The 19169-nt window shown below is 62.2% G+C and carries 22 protein-coding genes and 2 pseudogenes; 21 read left to right on the top strand and 3 right to left on the bottom strand.

All coding sequences use genetic code 11. The features are described from left to right. The first annotated feature begins 73 nt into the window (after positions 1–73). The 8 genes from AC0V8S_RS25900 to AC0V8S_RS25865 all read left to right on the top strand — a co-directional run bounded on the left by AC0V8S_RS25900 (position 74) and on the right by AC0V8S_RS25865 (position 4775). Positions 74–424 (top strand): hypothetical protein, encoded by a 351-nt coding sequence (locus AC0V8S_RS25900; RefSeq protein ID WP_475434253.1) that lies wholly within the window; start codon positions 74–76, stop codon positions 422–424. 91 nt (positions 425–515) lie between these two features. Further along, positions 516–1997, top strand: coding sequence for a multicopper oxidase family protein (locus AC0V8S_RS25895; protein ID WP_475434251.1), 1482 nt, complete (start codon positions 516–518; stop codon positions 1995–1997). A gap of 34 nt (positions 1998–2031) precedes the next feature. Next, entirely contained in the window at positions 2032–2472 is a 441-nt protein-coding gene (locus tag AC0V8S_RS25890; RefSeq protein WP_475434250.1) for a DUF411 domain-containing protein, read from the top strand. 5 nt (positions 2473–2477) lie between these two features. After that, on the top strand, positions 2478–3011 hold the full coding sequence (locus AC0V8S_RS25885; protein WP_475434249.1) for a TlpA family protein disulfide reductase: 534 nt from the start codon (positions 2478–2480) through the stop codon (positions 3009–3011). A 13-nt stretch (positions 3012–3024) separates the two neighbouring features. Continuing rightward, entirely contained in the window at positions 3025–3441 is a 417-nt protein-coding gene (locus tag AC0V8S_RS25880) for a hypothetical protein (protein WP_475434247.1), read from the top strand. Further along, positions 3438–3899: a copper chaperone PCu(A)C gene (locus tag AC0V8S_RS25875; RefSeq protein ID WP_475434245.1), complete on the top strand. Its 462-nt coding sequence runs from the start codon at positions 3438–3440 to the stop codon at positions 3897–3899. The genes AC0V8S_RS25880 and AC0V8S_RS25875 overlap by 4 nt, the downstream gene beginning before the upstream one ends. Positions 3900–4048: 149 nt before the next feature. Beyond that, the gene (locus tag AC0V8S_RS25870; protein ID WP_475434244.1) at positions 4049–4222 is read left to right on the top strand and encodes a GDCCVxC domain-containing (seleno)protein; all 174 of its coding nucleotides are present in this window, start codon (positions 4049–4051) and stop codon (positions 4220–4222) included. A 130-nt stretch (positions 4223–4352) separates the two neighbouring features. After that, positions 4353–4775: a hypothetical protein gene (locus AC0V8S_RS25865; RefSeq protein ID WP_475434242.1), complete on the top strand. Its 423-nt coding sequence runs from the start codon at positions 4353–4355 to the stop codon at positions 4773–4775. Between the two features lie 216 nt (positions 4776–4991). Here the strand turns inward: AC0V8S_RS25865 and tyrS are convergent, their stop codons facing one another. Beyond that, complete coding sequence (tyrS, locus tag AC0V8S_RS25860) at positions 4992–6245, bottom strand: tyrosine--tRNA ligase (protein WP_475434240.1); 1254 nt, start codon at positions 6243–6245, stop codon at positions 4992–4994. A 279-nt stretch (positions 6246–6524) separates the two neighbouring features. On the opposite strand from tyrS, the pseudogene AC0V8S_RS25855 reads away from it, so the two are divergent. The 5 genes and pseudogenes from AC0V8S_RS25855 (at position 6525) to AC0V8S_RS25835 (ending at position 10167) form a co-directional block, all read left to right on the top strand. After that, positions 6525–7291 (top strand): annotated as a pseudogene (locus tag AC0V8S_RS25855) (glycosyltransferase family 2 protein). Further along, positions 7284–7616 carry a lipid-A-disaccharide synthase N-terminal domain-containing protein gene (locus AC0V8S_RS25850; protein ID WP_010909058.1) on the top strand — a complete coding sequence of 111 codons (333 nt, stop codon included), beginning with the start codon at positions 7284–7286 and terminating at the stop codon, positions 7614–7616. The pseudogene AC0V8S_RS25855 and the gene AC0V8S_RS25850 overlap by 8 nt, the downstream one beginning before the upstream one ends. 41 nt (positions 7617–7657) lie before the next feature. Beyond that, entirely contained in the window at positions 7658–9307 is a 1650-nt protein-coding gene (locus AC0V8S_RS25845; RefSeq protein WP_475434238.1) for an ArnT family glycosyltransferase, read from the top strand. Between the two features lie 126 nt (positions 9308–9433). After that, positions 9434–9967 (top strand): phosphatase PAP2 family protein, encoded by a 534-nt coding sequence (locus tag AC0V8S_RS25840; protein WP_475434236.1) that lies wholly within the window; start codon positions 9434–9436, stop codon positions 9965–9967. Next, positions 9913–10167: a phosphatase PAP2 family protein gene (locus tag AC0V8S_RS25835; protein ID WP_475434234.1), complete on the top strand. Its 255-nt coding sequence runs from the start codon at positions 9913–9915 to the stop codon at positions 10165–10167. Before AC0V8S_RS25840 ends, AC0V8S_RS25835 begins: the two co-directional genes overlap by 55 nt. 12 nt (positions 10168–10179) lie before the next feature. Here AC0V8S_RS25835 and AC0V8S_RS25830 read toward each other — a convergent pair whose 3' ends face one another. Together AC0V8S_RS25830 and AC0V8S_RS25825 are read right to left on the bottom strand one after the other, a co-directional pair. Then, positions 10180–10830, bottom strand: a complete 651-nt coding sequence (locus tag AC0V8S_RS25830) for an FMN-binding negative transcriptional regulator (protein WP_475434233.1) — start codon at positions 10828–10830, stop codon at positions 10180–10182. A gap of 22 nt (positions 10831–10852) precedes the next feature. Next, complete coding sequence (locus AC0V8S_RS25825; RefSeq protein ID WP_027042409.1) at positions 10853–11527, bottom strand: alpha/beta hydrolase; 675 nt, start codon at positions 11525–11527, stop codon at positions 10853–10855. 238 nt (positions 11528–11765) lie between these two features. On the opposite strand from AC0V8S_RS25825, the gene AC0V8S_RS25820 reads away from it, so the two are divergent. The 8 genes and pseudogenes from AC0V8S_RS25820 (at position 11766) to sufA (ending at position 19139) form a co-directional block, all read left to right on the top strand. Continuing rightward, entirely contained in the window at positions 11766–12929 is a 1164-nt protein-coding gene (locus tag AC0V8S_RS25820) for a cysteine desulfurase family protein (RefSeq protein ID WP_475438698.1), read from the top strand. Between the two features lie 186 nt (positions 12930–13115). Next, positions 13116–14634 (top strand): annotated as a pseudogene (sufB, locus tag AC0V8S_RS25815) (Fe-S cluster assembly protein SufB). Continuing rightward, the gene (locus AC0V8S_RS25810; protein WP_183458585.1) at positions 14631–14828 is read left to right on the top strand and encodes a hypothetical protein; all 198 of its coding nucleotides are present in this window, start codon (positions 14631–14633) and stop codon (positions 14826–14828) included. Before sufB ends, AC0V8S_RS25810 begins: the two are co-directional and overlap by 4 nt. A gap of 33 nt (positions 14829–14861) precedes the next feature. Beyond that, the gene (gene sufC / locus AC0V8S_RS25805) at positions 14862–15617 is read left to right on the top strand and encodes a Fe-S cluster assembly ATPase SufC (protein WP_056562278.1); all 756 of its coding nucleotides are present in this window, start codon (positions 14862–14864) and stop codon (positions 15615–15617) included. A 25-nt stretch (positions 15618–15642) separates the two neighbouring features. Continuing rightward, complete coding sequence (gene sufD, locus AC0V8S_RS25800; protein WP_183458587.1) at positions 15643–16911, top strand: Fe-S cluster assembly protein SufD; 1269 nt, start codon at positions 15643–15645, stop codon at positions 16909–16911. A gap of 4 nt (positions 16912–16915) precedes the next feature. Beyond that, positions 16916–18160 carry a cysteine desulfurase gene (locus AC0V8S_RS25795; RefSeq protein WP_183458589.1) on the top strand — a complete coding sequence of 415 codons (1245 nt, stop codon included), beginning with the start codon at positions 16916–16918 and terminating at the stop codon, positions 18158–18160. Positions 18161–18181: 21 nt separating this feature from the next. Then, positions 18182–18574, top strand: coding sequence for an SUF system Fe-S cluster assembly protein (locus AC0V8S_RS25790; protein WP_183458591.1), 393 nt, complete (start codon positions 18182–18184; stop codon positions 18572–18574). Between the two features lie 184 nt (positions 18575–18758). Beyond that, complete coding sequence (sufA, locus tag AC0V8S_RS25785; RefSeq protein ID WP_013532156.1) at positions 18759–19139, top strand: Fe-S cluster assembly scaffold SufA; 381 nt, start codon at positions 18759–18761, stop codon at positions 19137–19139. Positions 19140–19169: the final 30 nt, after the last annotated feature.

Below are 19169 nucleotides of genomic sequence, written 5' to 3'. Positions count from 1 at the left end.
GACTTGCAAAAGCCGTGCTTTGCCGTCAGCCTAATGGGCTATGGCTCGGCTTTCACCAAAACATCTTTTGGTCATGCTGCTCGCGGTCTTCCTGACAGCGGGCTTCAGCCTGTCCGCCGCCCAGGCCAGCATCATGTCAGTCCGCATGGCGGGCGCAATGGCGATGCCAAGCGATACGGGCATGGGCAAAATGGCCGAGACACCCATGAAGGGCGATTGCAACGCCTGCCTTAAGGACACGAGCGATAAAGGCGGCCCGACGCAGTGTCCGCCGATCTGCATAGCGCCGGCGCTTGCCGTGCTGCCGCAGGATTTCAGGGTAACGCCGGTTCCATCGATGCAGCAGCCATCGGCCTTGCCCGCCCCGTTCCTTCACGGGCGAAGTTCTTTGCCTGATCCTTACCCTCCCAGACCCAGCGCCTGAGGCCGTTTCAGCCCGGACAAGGCTGATTCACGGCGCCTGATCGCCTGCGCGCACACCGTTGCGCCGTGGGCGCGCATGACAATCCAGGTCGATGCCGGCATGCCCGCCATCGATCGAGATCGCAAAGGGCTGGAAGGTGAATTCCGATTTCAAATACCACATTTCGCGCCGAGGCTTTCTCGTCGCGGGGGCGGGGCTTGCCGTGTCAGCTTCGCTGCGTCCCGCACGCGCCTCCACCGTCGACGAACGCTCAATCAAGATCGCGCCGGGCCAAACGCGGCTCGGCGGCAGTGACGGTCCATCAACTGCTGTCTGGGCCTATAACAGCGCCGTTCCCGGTCCGACGCTGCGCCTGCGGCAAGGGCGGTCGGTCCGTATCACCGTCGAGAACGGGTTGGACGAAGACACGACCGTCCATTGGCACGGCATCCGCCTGCCCAACGCCATGGACGGTGTACCAGGCCTGACCCAGCCACCCATCAAGCCGGGCGAGACCTTCGTCTACGAATTCACGCCGCCTGATGCCGGGACCTTCTGGTATCACCCACACACGGACAGTCTGGTGCAGCTCGGCCGCGGGCTCGCTGGACCGCTCATCGTCGATGAAGCGGAGCCCGTCCTCGTCGATCGTGATCTTTTATGGCTGCTGCAGGACTGGCGGCTCGCCGCCGACGGGCAGATCGCCAGCGGCTTCGGCAGCGCGATGGATGCCTCGATGTCCGGCCGCGTCGGCAACAGCGTCACCATCAACGGCGCGGTGCCGGCCGACCTCGGCGTGAGGGCCGGCGAGCGTGTCAGGCTGCGGCTCGTCAATGCCGCGCTTGCCCGCATGATGGCACTGCGCTTTGAAGGCCACCGGCCGATCGTTGTCGCCATCGACGGCCAGCCCTGCGATCCGCATCAACCGGAGAACGGCCGTCTGGTATTGGCTCCGGCCATGCGCATCGACATCGTGCTCGACATGCTGGGCGATCCCGGCAGTCGGCATGCCGTGATCGACGATTTCTATGACGGGCTTGCCTATAAACTGACCAATCTTGCCTATGACAAGGTGTCGCCGCTCCGTACGCACCCACTCGACACTTCTGTCGGCCTGCCGCGAAATCCGTTGGCCGAGCCGGATCTGGCGAACGCCGTGCGCCAGGAGATCGTGCTGCAGGGCGGCATGATGGGCGGCGGCAAGCTCGCCGGCGTCGGCGGCATGCCGGGCATGGGAATGCCCGGCATGAACGGTGGCGCCGCCTGGGCGATCAACGGCATGTCGATGACCGGCGACGGCCACGCCGGCATGACGCCGCAGTTGACGCTTGAACGCGGCGCCACTTGCCATCTCACCATGCGCAACGAGACGGCCTGGTGGCATCCCATGCATGTCCACGGCTTCAGCCCACTGGTGCTGTCGCGCAACGGCGCGCCGGTGCCGCACCGGCAGTGGCAGGACACGGTGCTGATGGCCCCAAAGGATGTGATCGAATGCGCCTTCGTCGCCGACAATCCCGGAGACTGGATGCTGCACTGCCATGTCGCCGACCACCAGATGGCCGGCCTGATGACCGTGTTCCGCGTGACGTGAGTTTGAAACCACACCATCAAAAGGAGAACTGCAAATGAAGCTGACCTACCGCCTCGCTGCTCTCGCCGCACTGATCGCAACACCGCTGCCCGCATTCGCGGCGACCATCAATGCGGTGATGTACAAGAACCCGCAATGCAGCTGCTGTGAATCCTATGCCAACTACCTGGAGCACAACGGCTTCGAGGTCGAGATCAAGCCGGTCAACAACCTTTCGCAGATCAGCAGCGATGCTGGCGTGCCCGCCGACCTCGAAGGCTGCCACACGCTGATGGTCGACGGCTATGTCGTCGACGGCCTGGTGCCGGTCGAGATCGTCAAGAAGCTGCTCACGGAACGTCCCGCGATATCAGGCATTACGCTGGCCGGCATGCCGGCGGGCGCACCCGGCATGGGCGGCGAGAAAAGCGAGACCTGGACGATCTACGCCTTCACCAAGGACGGTAAGGCGCCGACCGTCTACGCCACGGAGTAAGCACCGTGAACAAAAGCAAACAGGTCATCGCCATGATCGGCTTGCTGCTGGCGATTCCGCTGCCCACCAGGGCGGCGGAGGCGCCGCAGAACCTTGCCGTTCTGGAAACGCCTTCAGTGGTGCCGGCGATCAGCTTTGTGGATGCCGCCGGCCAGCCGAAAACGCTCGCCGACTATTCCGGCAAGGTGGTGTTGCTCAACCTCTGGGCGACATGGTGCGCGCCTTGCCGCAAGGAAATGCCGACGCTCGACCGGCTGCAGGCCAAGCTCGGTGGGCCGGACTTCGAGGTCGTCGCGTTGTCCATGGACCAAAAAGGCCCGGACGCCGTGAAGAAATTCTATGCCGATATCGGCATTACACACCTCGCGCTGAACATCGACATTTCGGCCAAGGCCATCTTCGCGCTCGGCGCGGTGGGCCTGCCGACGACCCTGTTGATCAATCGTGACGGCAAGGAAATCGGCCGGCTGATCGGCCCGGCCGAATGGGATGCACCCGACATGGTCGACTTCATCCGCGGCCGTATCGCCGCCAAATGAGAAAGGAAATGACATGAGCACCACTGAACTGACCCAGGCCGGCGAGACTTCGTCGCGCCGCGACTTCCTCCCGGCGGTTCGCCCCTATCTCCGCGGTCGGCGTGGCCTGATCGCGGCCGGCGCGGTCATCGTTGCCGCCGGCCTTGCCTTCAACTGGTCATGGCTGGTCGCCGCCGGCGTCGCGCCGGTGCTGCTCAGCCTGCTGCCCTGCCTTGCTATGTGCGCGCTTGGCCTGTGCATGAACCGGATGGTGGGCGGATCATCCGGCAGGCAACAATCAGCAACCGATCTCGGAGTTCCGACTGACGACGAGCCGGCGGCTACGAGGCTGGCGGCTATTCCGGCAGGACCGGCCGGCGCGGGCGATGAACGCTGCTGCCAAAATGTTCGATCCGATCGCCGATCGTCGAATGTAGGAGTGAAACAGTGAAAACCATTTACGCGGCCGTCATGCTGGCCCTTGGCTTGGCGAACGTGGGCGATGCCGTCGCCGCGTCGAACCAGATCGTGGTCGAAAAGGCTTGGGCGCGGGCAACACCCAAGATGGCGGTCACCGGCGGAGGCTATCTTACGGTGACAAATCGCGGCCCCGGTGAAGATCGTCTGCTGAACGTGACGAGTCCAGTTTCCGAGAAAATTCAGTTTCACGCCATGGCCGTTGATGATGGCGTGGCGAAGATGACCCGGCTTTTGGCTATCGAGTTACATCCCGGCGTCCCGGTCATCTTCAAGCCTGGCGGCATCCACATGATGCTGCTTGGGCTGAAGCACCAACTCAAGGAGGGTGAGACCGTGCCGCTCACCCTGACATTCGAGAAAGCCGACGCGATCGAAGTGGATGCCCAGGTGTTGGGGATCGGTGCGACGGCGCAACCTGGCGGACAATGAGCCCTTACAAGGAGAAACACCTATGATTACCAGACAAGCGCATCGGTGTGGCTGGCTGGCTCGCTCGCTCCTGCTTGCCGGCCTGACTGGATGGCTTCTGCTCAATCCAAGCTTTCAGGGCGCCTTGCGGATTTCGGGCTTGTGAAACTATGCCGCGCGACGCCTGCCAGTTCTTCTACGAGTGCAAGGGGTGCGGGACGCTGCTTCGGCCAAAGGCGGGGGATTGTTGCGTTTTCTGCTCCTTTGGAGATGTGCCGTGCCCTCCGGTCCAGGAGGTGCGGGGACGGCTCGCATCCCGTGGCGACGGAGATTGTCGCGGCTGACGACGTCCTCCGGCGAAGTTAGCGCGACGCCGGCCTTACGCTTGCGGAATCCTCTGCAGCTTATCTGCGATAGTGCTAATATATTATGGTCATGCACTTTCGTGCGTGACCATAATCTAGGGAGGATGCGATGAAAACCATGAATCGCAGGTCTGCAATAGCTCTCGGTGTGACGGCCGCCGCGGTATCGCCTTTGTTCACCCTGGCAGCATCTGCAAAGACCAAGAAGTACGGCCCGAAGGATGGCAAGGAGATTGCGCCCGGTGTTAGAGTGGTTGAGGTCGGCACCGGCAATTCCGACATTCCCGCCTATAAGAGCATCTCGATTGTCGATGTGGTCTTTCAGCCCGGAGCACACGCGCCTCAAACCGTGATGGACAACGACATGGTATGCACCATTACTTCCGGCGCATTCACCATCAAGAAAGTGGACAAGGAATTCAAGCTCAAGGTGGGTGACGTATACACCTGCTCCAAGGGCAAAACCGATGAGGCGACGAATACAAGCAAGGAGGTCGGGGTGCATCGCATCGCCATGCTGATACCTGCCTAGAGCAATTCCAGGAAAAGTGTGAGCGATTTTCCGTCTGGAATTGCGTCAAAACAAAGAGTTAGAGCGGTTCGCCGTTTCCATGAAACGGTGAAACGCTCTAGGAATCCCCCCGGCCGGATGATCGGTCGCATCACAAGTGCGCTCCGATCTGGTTCGCGAACCCCCGGAAGCTTTCGCGATTGCGAATGATCCGAATGCCGCACTCCTGACAGATGGTCAGCTCGGCCGGACCAGCACGTGTTTCTTCTTGCCGAGCGAGAGCTTCACGACACCTTCCGGACTCACATCCTGAAGCGTGACCATGCGGCGGTCGTCATTGACCGACTGGTCGTTGATACGAACCGCACCGCCCTGTATGTGCCGCCGCGCCTCGCCATTGGACGAGGCCAGCCCGGCCGTGACCAGCAGCGATAGGATGCCGACGCCGGCTTCGAGTGCTGCCTTGTCGGCCCCGACGGTCGGCAATGTATCGGCGAGCGCCCCTTCCTCGAAGGTTTTTCGCGCGGTTTCCTCGGCCTGGTTTGCCGCGTCCCGACCGTGAACGATCGCCGTCGTTTCCGTGGCCAAGATCTTCTTGGCTTCATTGATTTCGGAGCCGCCGAGCGCCGCCAGCCGCGCGATCTCGTCGAGCGGCAGGCGAGTGAATATCTTCAGGAAGCGCTCGACATCGGCATCCTCGGTGTTGCGCCAGTACTGCCAGAAATCATAGGGCGAGAAGAGATCGCCATTGAGCCACACCGCACCCTTCGCCGACTTGCCCATCTTGGCACCGGACGATGTCGTGAGCAGCGGCGTGGTCAGGGCGTAGAGCTGAGGCGTGCCCATGCGATGACCGAGATCGACGCCATTGATGATGTTGCCCCACTGGTCCGACCCGCCCATCTGCAGACGGCAGTTCTGGCGCCGGGCGAGTTCGACGAAATCGTAGCCCTGCAGGATCATGTAGTTGAATTCGAGGAACGACAGCGACTGCTCGCGGTCGAGCCTGAGCTTGACGCTGTCGAAGGTCAGCATGCGGTTGACTGAGAAATGCCGGCCGACGTCACGCAGGAACTCGACATAGTTGAGCTTCATCAGCCAGTCGGCATTGTTGACCATGATGGCGTCGTTCGGGCCGTTGCCGAACCGCAGGATGCGGCCGAAGATGCGCTTGATGCCTTCGATGTTGGTGGCGATCGCCGCGGGCGTCAAAAGGCTGCGCTGGTCGTCACGGAAGGACGGGTCGCCGATCATCGACGTGCCGCCGCCCATCAGCGCGATCGGCCGGTGTCCGGTCTCCTGCAGCCAGTAAAGCATGGTCGCCGAGATCAGATTGCCGATATGCAGGCTGGTGGCGGTGGCGTCGTAGCCGACATAGGCGGTGACCGTTTCCTTGGCGAAAAGCTGGTCGAGGCCGGTCTCATCCGAAATCTGGTGGATGAAGCCGCGCTCGCTCATCGTGCGCAGGAAATCGGATTTGAAGGCAGGCATATTTTGTTTCCCGAAAGCATCCGGCCGGTCTGATGCGGCCTGTATGAAGGCGCGCGTTTAGCATCCAAGCGCGATCAGCAAAAGTGGAATCCGGTTTTGCGTCAGATTGGCTATGCGCCAAAGGATCACGAGATGTCCTGACGATCAGCCGTTGTCGAAACTGTGCGACGAGCGGTCCGGCACGAATGCTTGCTTCATCGTTTCGGCTGGCGTAATGAGGCGCCGCGCCAAAGGTTCTTGCAGCCCACGACCTCGAGCGGCACCGCACGGCATCCAAAAATGCCATATCCGACGACAGAGCCCCGACGCGACATGCCGGACGCATTGATATCCATCGTCATTCCTTGCAGGAACGAGGCGGCAAACCTGCCGCTCTTGATCGACGAGATCGAGGCCGCGATGGCCGGGCGCGATTTCGAACTGATCATCGTCAATGACGGCTCGACCGACGAGACCGCGACCGTGCTTGCCGAACAGACGGCACTTCGCCCGTTTCCGGTGCGGGAATTGCGGCATCAGAAATCCGCCGGCCAAAGCCTTTCGGTGCGCTCGGGCGCCTGGGCGGCGCGCGGCAGCATCGTCGCCACGATCGACGGCGACGGCCAGAACGATCCGCAATATATTCCCATGCTGGTCGATGCCTTGCGGCAGGCCGGGCCCGATTTCGGCGCCGCGCAAGGGCAGCGCCTCAAGCGCCGCGACAGCAAGGTCAAGCAACTGGCGTCACGCTTCGCCAATTGGCTGAGAAACGCCATCCTGCATGATGAGACGCGCGACACCGGCTGCGGCCTGAAGGCGGTCCACACCGATATCCTGCGCAAACTGCCGTTTTTCGACGGCACGCATCGTTCGTCCCGGCCCTGGTCATTCAGGAGGGCTATCGCGTCGTGCATTGCGACGTCGTCGATCGCTCGCGCCGCCACGGCAAGTCGAATTACGGCATTTTCGACCGCGGCCTGCAGGGCGCGCTCGATCTCGGCGGCGTCTGGTGGCTGCGCCGCAGGCGCCGCAGAATGCCAAAAGTAGAGGAAATCAAGCGTGTTTAACGTGCTTCAGGAACTGGGAACCTGGCTTCACCAGGTTTTCATCAAGCAATTCGATGCGTGGATCCTGCTCGGCTTCGTTGCGCAGTTCTTCTTCACCATGCGCTTTGTCGTGCAATGGTTGGCCTCGGAAAAGGCCAAGCGCAGCGTCGTGCCGGTGGCCTTCTGGTTCTTCTCGCTGTTCGGCGGCGGCCTGCTTCTGATCTACGCCATCCAGCGCCAGGATCCGGTGTTTATAGCCGGCCAGGCCATGGGCATGTTCATCTACATCAGGAATCTCTGGCTGATCGCCAATGAGCGCAAGGCGGCGATGACCAAGGTCGACTGAGCGGCCCGCCACATCAAGAAAATGATCAGAGAGGCTCAAGCATGGCGTTGAACAGGAATTACATCCTTCTCTTCCTGTTCAGCCTGGTGATGACGGTTTCGGGGCTGGCATCGCTGCCGCCGATCGACCGCGACGAGTCGCGCTTCGTCCAGGCCACCAAGCAGATGGCGGAGAGCGGCGACTATGTCGACATCCGCTTCCAGGACGCCTCGCGCTACCAGAAGCCGGTCGGTATCTACTGGCTGCAATCGGCCGCCGTGACGCTGAGCGGCAAGGGCGCCGAAGCGCCGATCTGGGTCTACCGCACGATCTCGGCGCTGGGCGTTGCCATTGCGGTGCTGGCGATCGCCTGGACGGGGACCAATATTTTCGGCGCCAATGCCGGCATCGCCGCCGGCCTTGTTATGGCGGCGATCTTCGCCACCGCTTTCGAAGGCCGCGACGCCAAGACCGATGCGATGCTGCTGGCCTGCTGCGTGGCGGCACAAGGCGCGCTGGCGCAGATCTATCTGGCGTCGCGCCGTAACGAACCGGTCGCCGGCCATCTCTGGTGGATCTTCTGGATCGCGCAAGGTGCGGCGATCCTCATCAAGGGGCCGATTGCGCCGCTTTTGTCAGCGCTGACCATCGCGGTGCTGTTCGCCTTCGAACGCGACGGGCGCTGGCTGTCGAAGCTCAGGGTTGGGCGTGGCCTGCTGCTTGTCGTGGTGATTGCGCTGCCTTGGCTCGCCGCGATCACCTGGAAGAGCCACGGCGCTTTCCTGCAGCAGGCCGTCGGCAAGGACATGCTTGGCAAGGTCGCCTCAGGCGAGGAATCGCACGGCCTGCCGCCCGGCTTCTACATGCTGACCTATTCGCTGTTCATGTGGCCGTTCGGGCTGATCGCGGTCGGCGCCGGCCTCCAGGCCCTCAACCGTCTGCGCGACGATGTCAGGCTGCGCTTCTGCCTCGCCTGGTACATCCCGTTCTGGCTAGTGTTCGAACTGATCCCGACCAAGCTGCCGCACTACGTCCTGCCGGCCTATCCCGGCATGGCGCTGCTGATTGGTTGGCTGCTGACGTTGCAGCCGGAGGATGCCAATGCGCCGCTCAAACGCTGGCAGCAATGGCTGTGGTGGTCGACCGCATTCGGCCTGGTCGTGGTCAGCCTTGGCCTGGCGGCGGTCTGCATCGGAGCGCCAATCTATCTCACCCACACGTTCTCCTGGTGGAGCATTCCGGCCGCCGCCGCGGCACTCGGCACCGGCTACTTCGCTTTTTCGCGGCAGTTGCAGGTGCCGCTGCCCCGCATCGGCGCCATCGCCGCCTGTGCCGGCATCACCTATGCCTTGCTGTTCGGCGTCATCGCTCCGTCGCTGAAGCCGATCTGGCTGAGCCCGGCGATCAAGCAAGCGGTGCTTGCCAACAAGCCTTGCGACACGACGGTGCTGGCCTCGGCACGCTATCAGGAACCGAGCCTGGTGTTCCTGGTCGGCACCAAAACGGTGCTGACCGATGTCGGCGGCGTGGCGCAACATCTGCTTGCCGATCCTGCCTGCGCGTTGGGGCTGGCGCCGATCGAGGACGAGCAGAAACTGAACGGCATGCTGTCGGCGCAAGGCAAATCGGTGAACCGCGTCGCCGAGATCGACGGCCTCAACTATTCGTCGGGAGACAAATTGTCGCTCGGCCTCTATCGTGTGGCCCCATGACGGCTCGTCGATGCCCATAACGGCAACAATGGGGTCGAATTCCCAATGCTCGTGAAATCGCGCCCTTCCGTTTCCAGTAGGCTCCTTGCGGTAGGGCGCCGATCCCTCAGCAATTTTCGCGACACCATGCAGATCGTCAGAAGGCGCTTTGCCGTTCGTCCTGCGCGTTACCCCAACATCGCATGGCCGGTTTGGATCGTGGTTTGGCTGTTGCTGACGGCGGCGGCATTTGTTCGCCTCGACATACCGGCAGGGATGGTTCATGGCCAATGGTCGGGAGCCAGGCTTGCCGAATTCCTGACCCAGTTCGCTCTCGGTGGCTGGTACCTGATCCCGTCGGCGCTTTTGCTCGTCGCGGCCAATCTGATCCATTGGCGCAGCCTTTCACGGCGGCGGCTGATGCTGGTCTACAACTGGACTTGCCTGGCTTTTCTGGTGCTGAGCGCCGTTGGCCTGTCCGGCCTGCTGGTCAATGTCCTGAAATATGCGATCGGCCGGGCGCGCCCGCTCTACTTCCAGGATTTTGGTGTGCTCGCCCTGCATCCCTTCGCCTTTGATGCGCGCTTCGCCGGTTTTCCTCAGGCCATGCCACGACGATGGGGGCGGTGTTCGGCGTTCTCCTGCTTCTGTTTCCGAGACGCTGGTACGTCGCGCTGGTGATCACCGCCTGTTTCGCCTCGACCAGGGTCTTCGTCGGCGCACACTATCCGAGCGACACCGTCGCCGGCTTCGGCCTTGGCTGCGCCTTTGCGCTCGTCTGCGGGCTGGTCTTTGCCCGGCTCGGCTTCATCTTCCGTCCGACGCCGTCAGGATTGCCGGTCCGCAAAGCCTCGTTCCGGCTGATTGCTCCGGAAAGATAGGTCGCTGCCGGATTAATTGCTGTCCAGGCCGCCGTAGGATCTTACCAGGCGAGCCATGTCGGATGCGTTGGCGACTTCGCTTTCCAGCCCCTGCGCCACGCCGGCGCGGTCGGTGACCGGACGGTTCTGGCTGACCTTCCACTTGCCATGGATCTCAGTGATTTCGATCTCCAGTCCGATGATGCCCTTGATCTGTGACTGGATGAAGGGCGGCGGGGCATCTGTCACCGCCCAGGGCGCCTCACGCGCACCTTCCTGGGAGGCGGTCAGATCGGCGATCTGCTGTGCCAGCCACTCCTGGTCGTCGATAACCTTGGCGGTGCCGCGCACCTGCACGATGGCATAGTTCCAGGTCGGCACCACCTTGCCGGTCTCGCGCTTGGTCTCGTACCAGGACGGCGTCACATAGGCATCGGTGCCCTGGAAGACGATCAGCACGGGCGATGCCGGATTGTCGGCGATGAGACGCCAGTGCGGGTTGGCCTTGGCCAGGTGAGCCCGCAGTCTGCCGTTTGGCGCTACTGTTTCGTCAAGCAGGAAGGGTATGGCGTTGGCGACCGGGCCGTGAGGCCCGTTCGAGATTAGCGTGCCGAGCGGATGCGCCCTGATCAGTCCCTGCAGGACATCGGGCCGCGTTTCCTGGAAATGGGGAGGCTCGTACATTGGCGCTGGCGCCTTTCCCTGTCTATCTCAGCCGCTTCGGCCGCGGATCGGACAATTCGCCCGCCAGCCGGCGATCGAGATAGTCCGCGCATTCCTCGATCAGAAGATCGGCGTCGTTGGCGAAAAAGTGGTTGGCGCCGGGCAAGGTCTTCTGCGTGATGGTGATGCCCTTCTGCGTATGCAGCTTGTCGACCAGGCCCTGCACATCCTTCGGCGGCGCCACCTTGTCGGCATCGCCATGGATGATCAGACCCGATGACGGGCACGGCGCCAGGAACGAGAAGTCATAGGTGTTGGGCTGCGGCGCGATCGAGATGAAGCCTTCGATTTCGGGCCGACGCATCAGGAGCTGCATGCCGATCCACGAGCCGAAGGAATAGCCGGCGACCCAGCAGCTCTTGGAATCCGGATGCAATGACTGGACCCAGTCAAGCGCTGCCGCCGCGTCCGACAATTCGCCGGTACCGTGGTCGAACTCGCCCTGGCTGCGGCCGATGCCGCGGAAATTGAAGCGCAGCGTGGTGAAATCGCGCTTCTGGAACATATAGAAGAGGTCGTAGACGATCTTGTTGTTCATCGTGCCGCCAAACTGCGGATGCGGATGCAAGACGATGGCAATTGGCGCGCTCTTTTCCTTGGAGGGCTGGTAGCGTCCCTCCAGGCGACCGGCCGGACCGGTGAAAATGACCTCAGGCATGAAATACTCCACTTGGTATACGAATGCGCGGCGCCCGGAACGTGTCTTCCTCTGGCCTTGACGCAGGGCGAGCGTCTTCTTAGAAGCTAGTTTAGAACTGTTCAAAACTGAGTGGCCTGACGTCGAGCCCGGCCACCCGCGCCGCAAGCCGCGTAAATAGGACGGCTCGCCTTGGAATTTCAAGGAAATAACGCCATACGACAACCGAATGGCTTCTGACGGGATCAACTGGACGAAAATGGCCGCAAAACGCGCCTATCTCGACTATAATGCCAGTGCGCCGCTGCTGCCAGCGGCGCGCGAGGCTATGGTCGCGGCGCTTGACGTGGCGGCCAACCCGTCATCGGTTCATGCCGAAGGCCGCGCCGCGCGGCGCCTGGTCGAGACGGCAAGGCGCGAGGTTGCGGCACTGGTGAATGCCAGGCCCGAACATGTCGTGTTCACCTCCGGTGCGACCGAAGCCGCCTCGACGCTGCTTTCACCCGACTGGCTGATGGGGCGCGGCAGCGTGCGCATGAGCCGGCTCTACGTCTCCGAGGCCGATCATCCCTGCCTGTTGAATGGCGGACGCTTCCCGGCCGCGCGGGTGACGCGCATCGGCGTCGACGCCAACGGCGTCGCCGACCTTGACGCTTTGGCCGCGGCGCTTGCCGGTCATGACAAGGCCGATGGCCTGCCGCTGGTGGCGATCCATGCCGCCAACAACGAGACCGGTGTCATCCAGCCGATCGATCGGATCGCCGGGATCGTCAAGGCAGCGGGCGGCATTTTTGTCGTCGACGCGGTTCAGGCCGCGGGCCGAATTTCCATCGACATGTCAGCGGGCTATGCCGATTATCTGATTCTGTCTTCGCACAAGATTGGCGGTCCCAAGGGCGTCGGCGCCATCGTCGCCGGTGCCGATCTGATGATGCCGAAGCCTCTGATCAATGGCGGCGGCCAGGAAAAGGGCCATCGCGGTGGCACCGAAAACCTCGCCGCCATATCAGGCTTTGGTGCTGCCGCACGCGAAGCGCTGGCCGCACTGCCGGCGATCGATGCGGTGCGCGAGCGCCGTGACGCGATCGAGGCCATCGTGAAAATGCTGGTGCTGGACGCGGAAATCTTTGGAACCGGCGCGCCAAGGCTTGCCAACACGACATTCTTCGCTATTGCGGGCGTCAAGGCCGAAACCACACAGATCGCCTTTGATCTTGCCGGTGTCGCGCTGTCGGCTGGCTCTGCCTGTTCGTCTGGCAAGGTCGGACCGAGCCACGTGCTGAGAGCCATGGGCTACGGCGACAGTCTCGGCGCCTTGCGTGTGTCGATCGGTCCGGCGACGGGCGCCGAGGACATAGAACTGTTCCGCACCGCGCTGGCGGGAATCGCAGCCCGTCGGGCGGATAAGGAAAAGGCCGCGTAGCGGTTGGACGATTTTGGGCCTTTCGGCCTGGTAGAGCCGTGCGTTTCATGTTGGCCGGGTGAATTTCCGGTCGAAGCGCACTATATGGAACTTACGCTGCCGCGAGCGCTTCTTCGGCGTTCATTTCGGCGGTGCCATAGTTTGAAAACTGTCGGGCCTTGACCCCGGCGTGGATGGAGAACGCATATGCCTGCTGTGCAGGACACGATCGATCGGGTCCGAAAGATCGACGTCGACCAATACAAATACGGATTCCAGACGGAAATCGCAGTCGACAAGGCCCCCAAGGGCCTGAGCGAAGACATCATCCGTTTCATTTCGGCCAAGAAGGACGAACCGTCCTGGATGCTGGAATGGCGCCTGGAAGCCTATCGGCGCTGGCTGACGCTGGAAGAGCCGACCTGGGCGCGCGTCCACTATCCCAAGATCGATTTCCAGGACATTTATTACTACGCGGCTCCCAAGAGCACGCCTGGCCCGTCCTCGCTCAGCGATGTCGATCCCGAACTCTTGAAGGTCTACGAGAAGCTTGGCATTCCGCTGCGGGAGCAGGAGATCCTCGCGGGCGTGCAGAAGACCGATGCCTCCGATCTCGAGGAGCCCAGCGACAACGTCTACAAGTCCGGCCGCGTCGCCGTCGACGCGGTGTTCGATTCCGTCTCCGTCGTCACCACTTTCAAGAAGGAGCTGGCGCAGGCCGGCGTCATCTTCTGCTCGATCTCGGAAGCCATCCGCGAGCATCCGGAACTGGTGCAAAAATATCTCGGCTCGGTCGTGCCGACATCGGACAATTTCTACGCCACGCTGAATTCGGCTGTCTTCACCGACGGCTCCTTCGTGTTCGTGCCCAAGGGTGTTCGCTGCCCGATGGAGCTGTCGACCTATTTCCGCATGAACGAGAAGAACACCGGCCAGTTCGAGCGCACGCTGATCATCGCCGAGGAGGGGGCTTACGTCTCCTATCTCGAGGGCTGCACCGCGCCGCAGCGCGACGAGAACCAGCTTCATGCCGCGGTGGTCGAACTGGTGGCGCTCGACGATGCCGAGATCAAATATTCGACGGTGCAGAACTGGTATCCCGGCGACGCCGAGGGCAAGGGCGGCATCTACAATTTCGTCACCAAGCGCGGCGACTGCCGTGGCGACCGCTCGAAGATCTCGTGGACGCAGGTCGAGACCGGTTCTGCGATCACTTGGAAGTATCCGAGCTGCATCCTGCGCGGCGACGATTCCTCGGGCGAATTCTTATTCGATCGCCGTGTCGAACGGCTATCAGCAGGTCGATAGCGGCACCAAGATGATCCATCTCGGCAAGAACACGTCGAGCCGCATTATCTCCAAGGGCATCGCCGCCGGCTTCTCGCAAAACACTTATCGCGGCCAGGTCTCGGCGCACCGCAAGGCGACCAATGCCCGCAACTTCACCAACTGCGATTCCCTGCTGATTGGCGACCAGTGCGGCGCGCACACCGTGCCATACATGGAAGCCAAGAACTCGACGGCGCAGTTCGAGCACGAGGCGACGACGTCGAAGATTTCCGAGGACCAGAAGTTTTATGTCATGCAGCGCGGCATTCCCGAAGAGGAAGCGATCGCGCTGATCGTCAATGGCTTCGTCAAGGACGTCATCCAGCAACTGCCGATGGAGTTTGCCGTCGAAGCGCAGAAGCTGATTGGCATCAGCCTCGAGGGAAGCGTGGGGTGACAAAGGCGCGCAAAGGCGAACCCGCAGAAAAACATGTCTATCTGCGGGATCGAGTGGATAACTGGGAAGCGGGCCTGGGCCTCGCATTCTGGCTGTGCGCGACAGGAATAGCGCTGCTTGCCGCGGCCTACTCGCCGGATGGCTTTTGGCAGGGGCTTTTGGAAACCTTGAAGCAGTTGTTGAATCGAGTTTAGCCAGGCAGACGGCTACTGATAGGACGAATGGAAATGCTTGAAATCAGAAACCTCCATGCCCGCATCGTCGATGACGGCACCGAAATCATCCGCGGCCTGAACCTGACGGTCAAAGCCGGCGAGGTCGCCGCGATCATGGGCCCGAATGGGTCGGGCAAATCGACGCTGTCCTATATCCTGGCCGGCCGCGAGGACTATGAGGTCACCGAAGGCGACATCCTCTACAACGGCCAGTCGATCCTCGAAATGGATCCGGCCGAGCGCGCCACATCAGGCATCTTCCTCGCCTTCCAGTACCCGATGGAGATACCGGGCGTGGCGACCATGGAATTCCTGAAAGTGGCGATGAACGAGCAGCGCAAGGCGCGCGGCGAGGAGCCGCTGAAGATCCCGGAATTCCTCAAGCGGGTGAAGGAAGCCGCAGCCTCGCTCAGCATGGACATGGCGATGCTGAAGCGGCCGCTCAATGTCGGCTTCTCCGGCGGCGAGAAGAAGCGCGCCGAGATTTTGCAGATGAAGCTCCTGGAGCCGAAGCTCTGCGTGCTCGACGAGACCGATTCCGGCCTCGACATCGATGCGCTGAAGATCGTTTCGGACGGCGTCAACGCGCTGCGCGCGCCGGACCGGGCTTTCCTGGTCATCACCCATTACCAGCGGCTGCTCGAACACATCGTACCCGACAGCGTGCACGTGCTCTACAAGGGCCAGGTCATCAAGTCCGGCGACAAGTCGCTGGCGCTCGACCTCGAAGCCAATGGCTATGCCGGCGTGATCGGCGAAGCCGCGTGAGATGCCAGAAGGCAAGGTCAAACTGATGAATATGCACACACAACCGCAGCGGACACCGGCCGAAACGGCGTTGATCGACGCGTTCGGCGACCGGCTGTCGCTGCTGCCGGGCGACGGCGCGGTGATGCTGAAGCGCGACGACGCGATCGAAGCGATCAAGCACGGCCTGCCGACGCGACGCATTGAATCCTGGCACTACACAGACTTGCGCCGGCTGTTAAATGCCGTGCCGGACTTCGACCCGGCTGCGGCGGCAAAAGCCGTTGCACCGATCGTCGAAGGTTCCGCGGTGTTGGCGGTCCTGAACGGCAAGTCCGACGCGAAGACGCCGGCCGTCGAAGGCGTCACCGTCCAGCGCCTGTCGGAAAAGCTGACCGACGGCAGCATTGCGCCGGGCCTCGATCCCTATGGCAGCGACGATGCGATCGGTGCGCTGAACACGGCTTTCGTTGCCGATGGCTACTTTGTCGATATCGCCGACGGCGTCGAACTGGAAAAGCCGATCGAACTGCAGAATGTGCAGGCCGGCGGCCAGACCCATGTGCGCTTGCCGGTTCGCGTTGGCGCCGGCGCCAAGGCCGTGATCGTCGAGCGTCAGGCGGGTGACGGCGCCGCTCTGGTCAGTTCCGTCAGCCAGCTCGTGCTCGGCGAGGGTGCCGAGGTGACGTGGCTGATCGTCCAGGAGCAGTCGGAGACGGCGACGCATCTGGCGCAGTTCAAGGCCCATATCGGCAAGAATGCGAAACTGACGCTGTTCGTCATGAACGCCGGCGGCAAGCTTGTGCGCCAGGAGATCATGGTCAGGACGACGGGCGAAGGCGCCGACTTCAAGCTGCGCGGCATCAACCTTCTGGCTGGCGATACCCACTCCGACGTGACGATGGTGCTCGACCACGCCGTGCCGCACACGACGTCCACCGAGGTCGTCCGCAATGTGGTGACGGGCAAGGCGCGCGGCGTCTTCCAGGGCCGCATCAACGTCCACCAATATGCGCAGAAGACCAACGCCAAGATGGCGTGCAACACCCTGCTTTTGTCGGACGATGGCGAGTTCTCGACCAAGCCGGAACTCGAAATCTTCGCCGACGACGTCGTCTGCGGCCACGGCGCGACGGTCACCGAGATCGACCACGACCATCTGTTCTACCTGATGGCGCGCGGTGTCGACGAGAAGACCGCGCGGGGATTGCTGGTCAAAGCCTTCGTCGCCGAGGTGATCGAGGAACTGGACGACGAGACGATTGTCGAGGCGCTGGAAGCGAGACTTGACGACTGGTTTGTGACGCACGGGTGAAATGATGAACGCTCCAGGCAAGATCGGAGATTTCTACGACGTCGAGGCGATCCGCCGCGACTTCCCGATCCTGTCGCGCGAAGTCTACGGCAAGCCACTGGTCTATCTCGACAATGGCGCCTCGGCGCAGAAGCCGCAGGTGGTGCTGGATACGATTCAGCATGCCTATTCTCAGGAATACGCCAACGTCCATCGCGGCCTGCATTTCCTGTCCAACGCCGCGACCGACGCCTATGAAAAGGCCCGCGAGACGGTGCGCCGTTTCCTCAATGCACCCAGCACCGACAACATCGTCTTCACCTCGAATACGACCTCGGCGATCAACACGGTCGCCTATGGCTATGGCATGCCCAATATCGGCGAGGGCGACGAGATCGTGCTGTCGATCATGGAGCACCACTCCAACATCGTGCCCTGGCATTTCATCCGCGAGCGGCAGGGCGCCAAGCTGGTCTGGGTGCCGGTCGACGACCTCGGTGTCTTCCACATCGAGGAATTCGAGAAGCGGCTGACCGACCGCACCAAGCTCGTCGCCATCACGCAGATGTCGAATGCGCTGGGCACGGTGACGCCGATCAAGGAGATCGTGCGCATTGCGCATGCGCGTGGAATTCCGGTGCTGGTCGACGGCAGCCAGAGCGCCGTGCACATGCCCATCGACGTCCAGGACCTCGACTGCGACTTCTTCGTCTTCACCGGTCACAAGGTCTACGGGCCTTCGGGCATCGGCGTGCTCTACGGCAAGAAGGACATTCTCGCCGGCATGCGCCCCTTCATGGGTGGCGGCGAGATGATCGAGGAGGTGACGGAAGACATCGTCACCTACAATGAGCCGCCGCATCGTTTTGAAGCCGGCACGCCGCCGATCGTCCAGGCGATCGGGCTGGGTGCTGCCCTCGACTACATGGAAAAGATCGGCCGCGAGCGCATCGCGGCGCATGAGGAAGACCTCAAGACCTACGCGCATGAGCGGCTGCGCGCCATCAACTCGCTGCGCATCTTTGGTGATGCCCCTGGCAAGGGTGCAATCATCTCCTTCGAACTGCAAGGCATTCATGCCCATGACGTGTCGATGGTGATAGACAGGCAGGGCGTGGCGGTCCGCGCCGGCACCCATTGTGCCCAGCCGCTGTTGAAACGCTTTGGCGTAACCTCCACATGCAGGGCATCGTTCGGCATGTATAATACCAGGGCCGAAGTCGACGCTTTGGCCGAGGCGCTTGAAAAAGCGCGCAAATTCTTCGGATGACGAGCTTTTTGGGTGACGATCATGGATGACGCGAGCATCGCTGCCGAGACCACTCCGGAAAACGCCGTCAATAGCGTCGTTTCCGCCTCGGCCATTCCCGCCGACGAACTGGCGCGGCTGACCGACGACATCGTCTCGGCGCTCAAGACGGTCTACGATCCGGAAATTCCGGCCGACATCTACGAGCTCGGCCTCGTCTACAAGATCGACATCGAGGACGACCGCTCGGTCAAGATCGACATGACTCTGACCGCCCCGGGTTGCCCGGTGGCCGGCGAGATGCCTGGCTGGGTGGAGAACGCTGTCGGCGCCGTCGAAGGCGTGTCCGGCGTCGAGGTCAACATGACCTTCGATCCGCCCTGGTCGCCCGACCGCATGTCGGAAGAGGCGCAGGTGGCGGTGGGCTGGTACTAATGCATGTCGCCCAAAAGTGACCTCGGTTTTGGGGCAACGACATGCATAAAACAAAAACCTAAAGCGCGTCACGCTTTAGGCAGGTCGAGCCTGGTACACTTGCGCCAGTGGTAAAACTTCACCATTTTAGGTGAGGAATCATTCGGCAGGCCTTGAACCTGCATGGAATGGAGAAGGAAAGAGAATGGGACGCTTTGCCGTCATCACGATGACCGAAAAGGCCGCCGACCGGGTGCGCGAGATCGTTGCCACCCGCGACAACGCGCATGGCATTCGTCTCGGCATCAAAAAGGGCGGCTGCGCCGGCATGGAATACACGGTCGATCTGGTGACCGAGCCCAACACCAAGGACGACCACATCGAGCGCGACGGCGCCCATGTCTATGTCGCGCCGGAGGCTGCGCTTTTCCTGTTCGGCACCGAGATGGATTTCGAGCAGACGACGCTGCGCACCGGCTTCACCTTCCACAACCCGAACCAGAGCTCGGCCTGCGGCTGCGGCGAATCGGTCGAACTGAAGCCGGCCGACCTCAAGGCGCTGGCAGAGGCACGCGCCTCAGCCTGATCTTCCTTCTCCCCGTTCACGGGGAGGTGA

Source organism: Mesorhizobium oxytropidicola (assembly GCF_056174625.1).
This window is presented reverse-complemented; position numbering and strand designations above follow the sequence as displayed.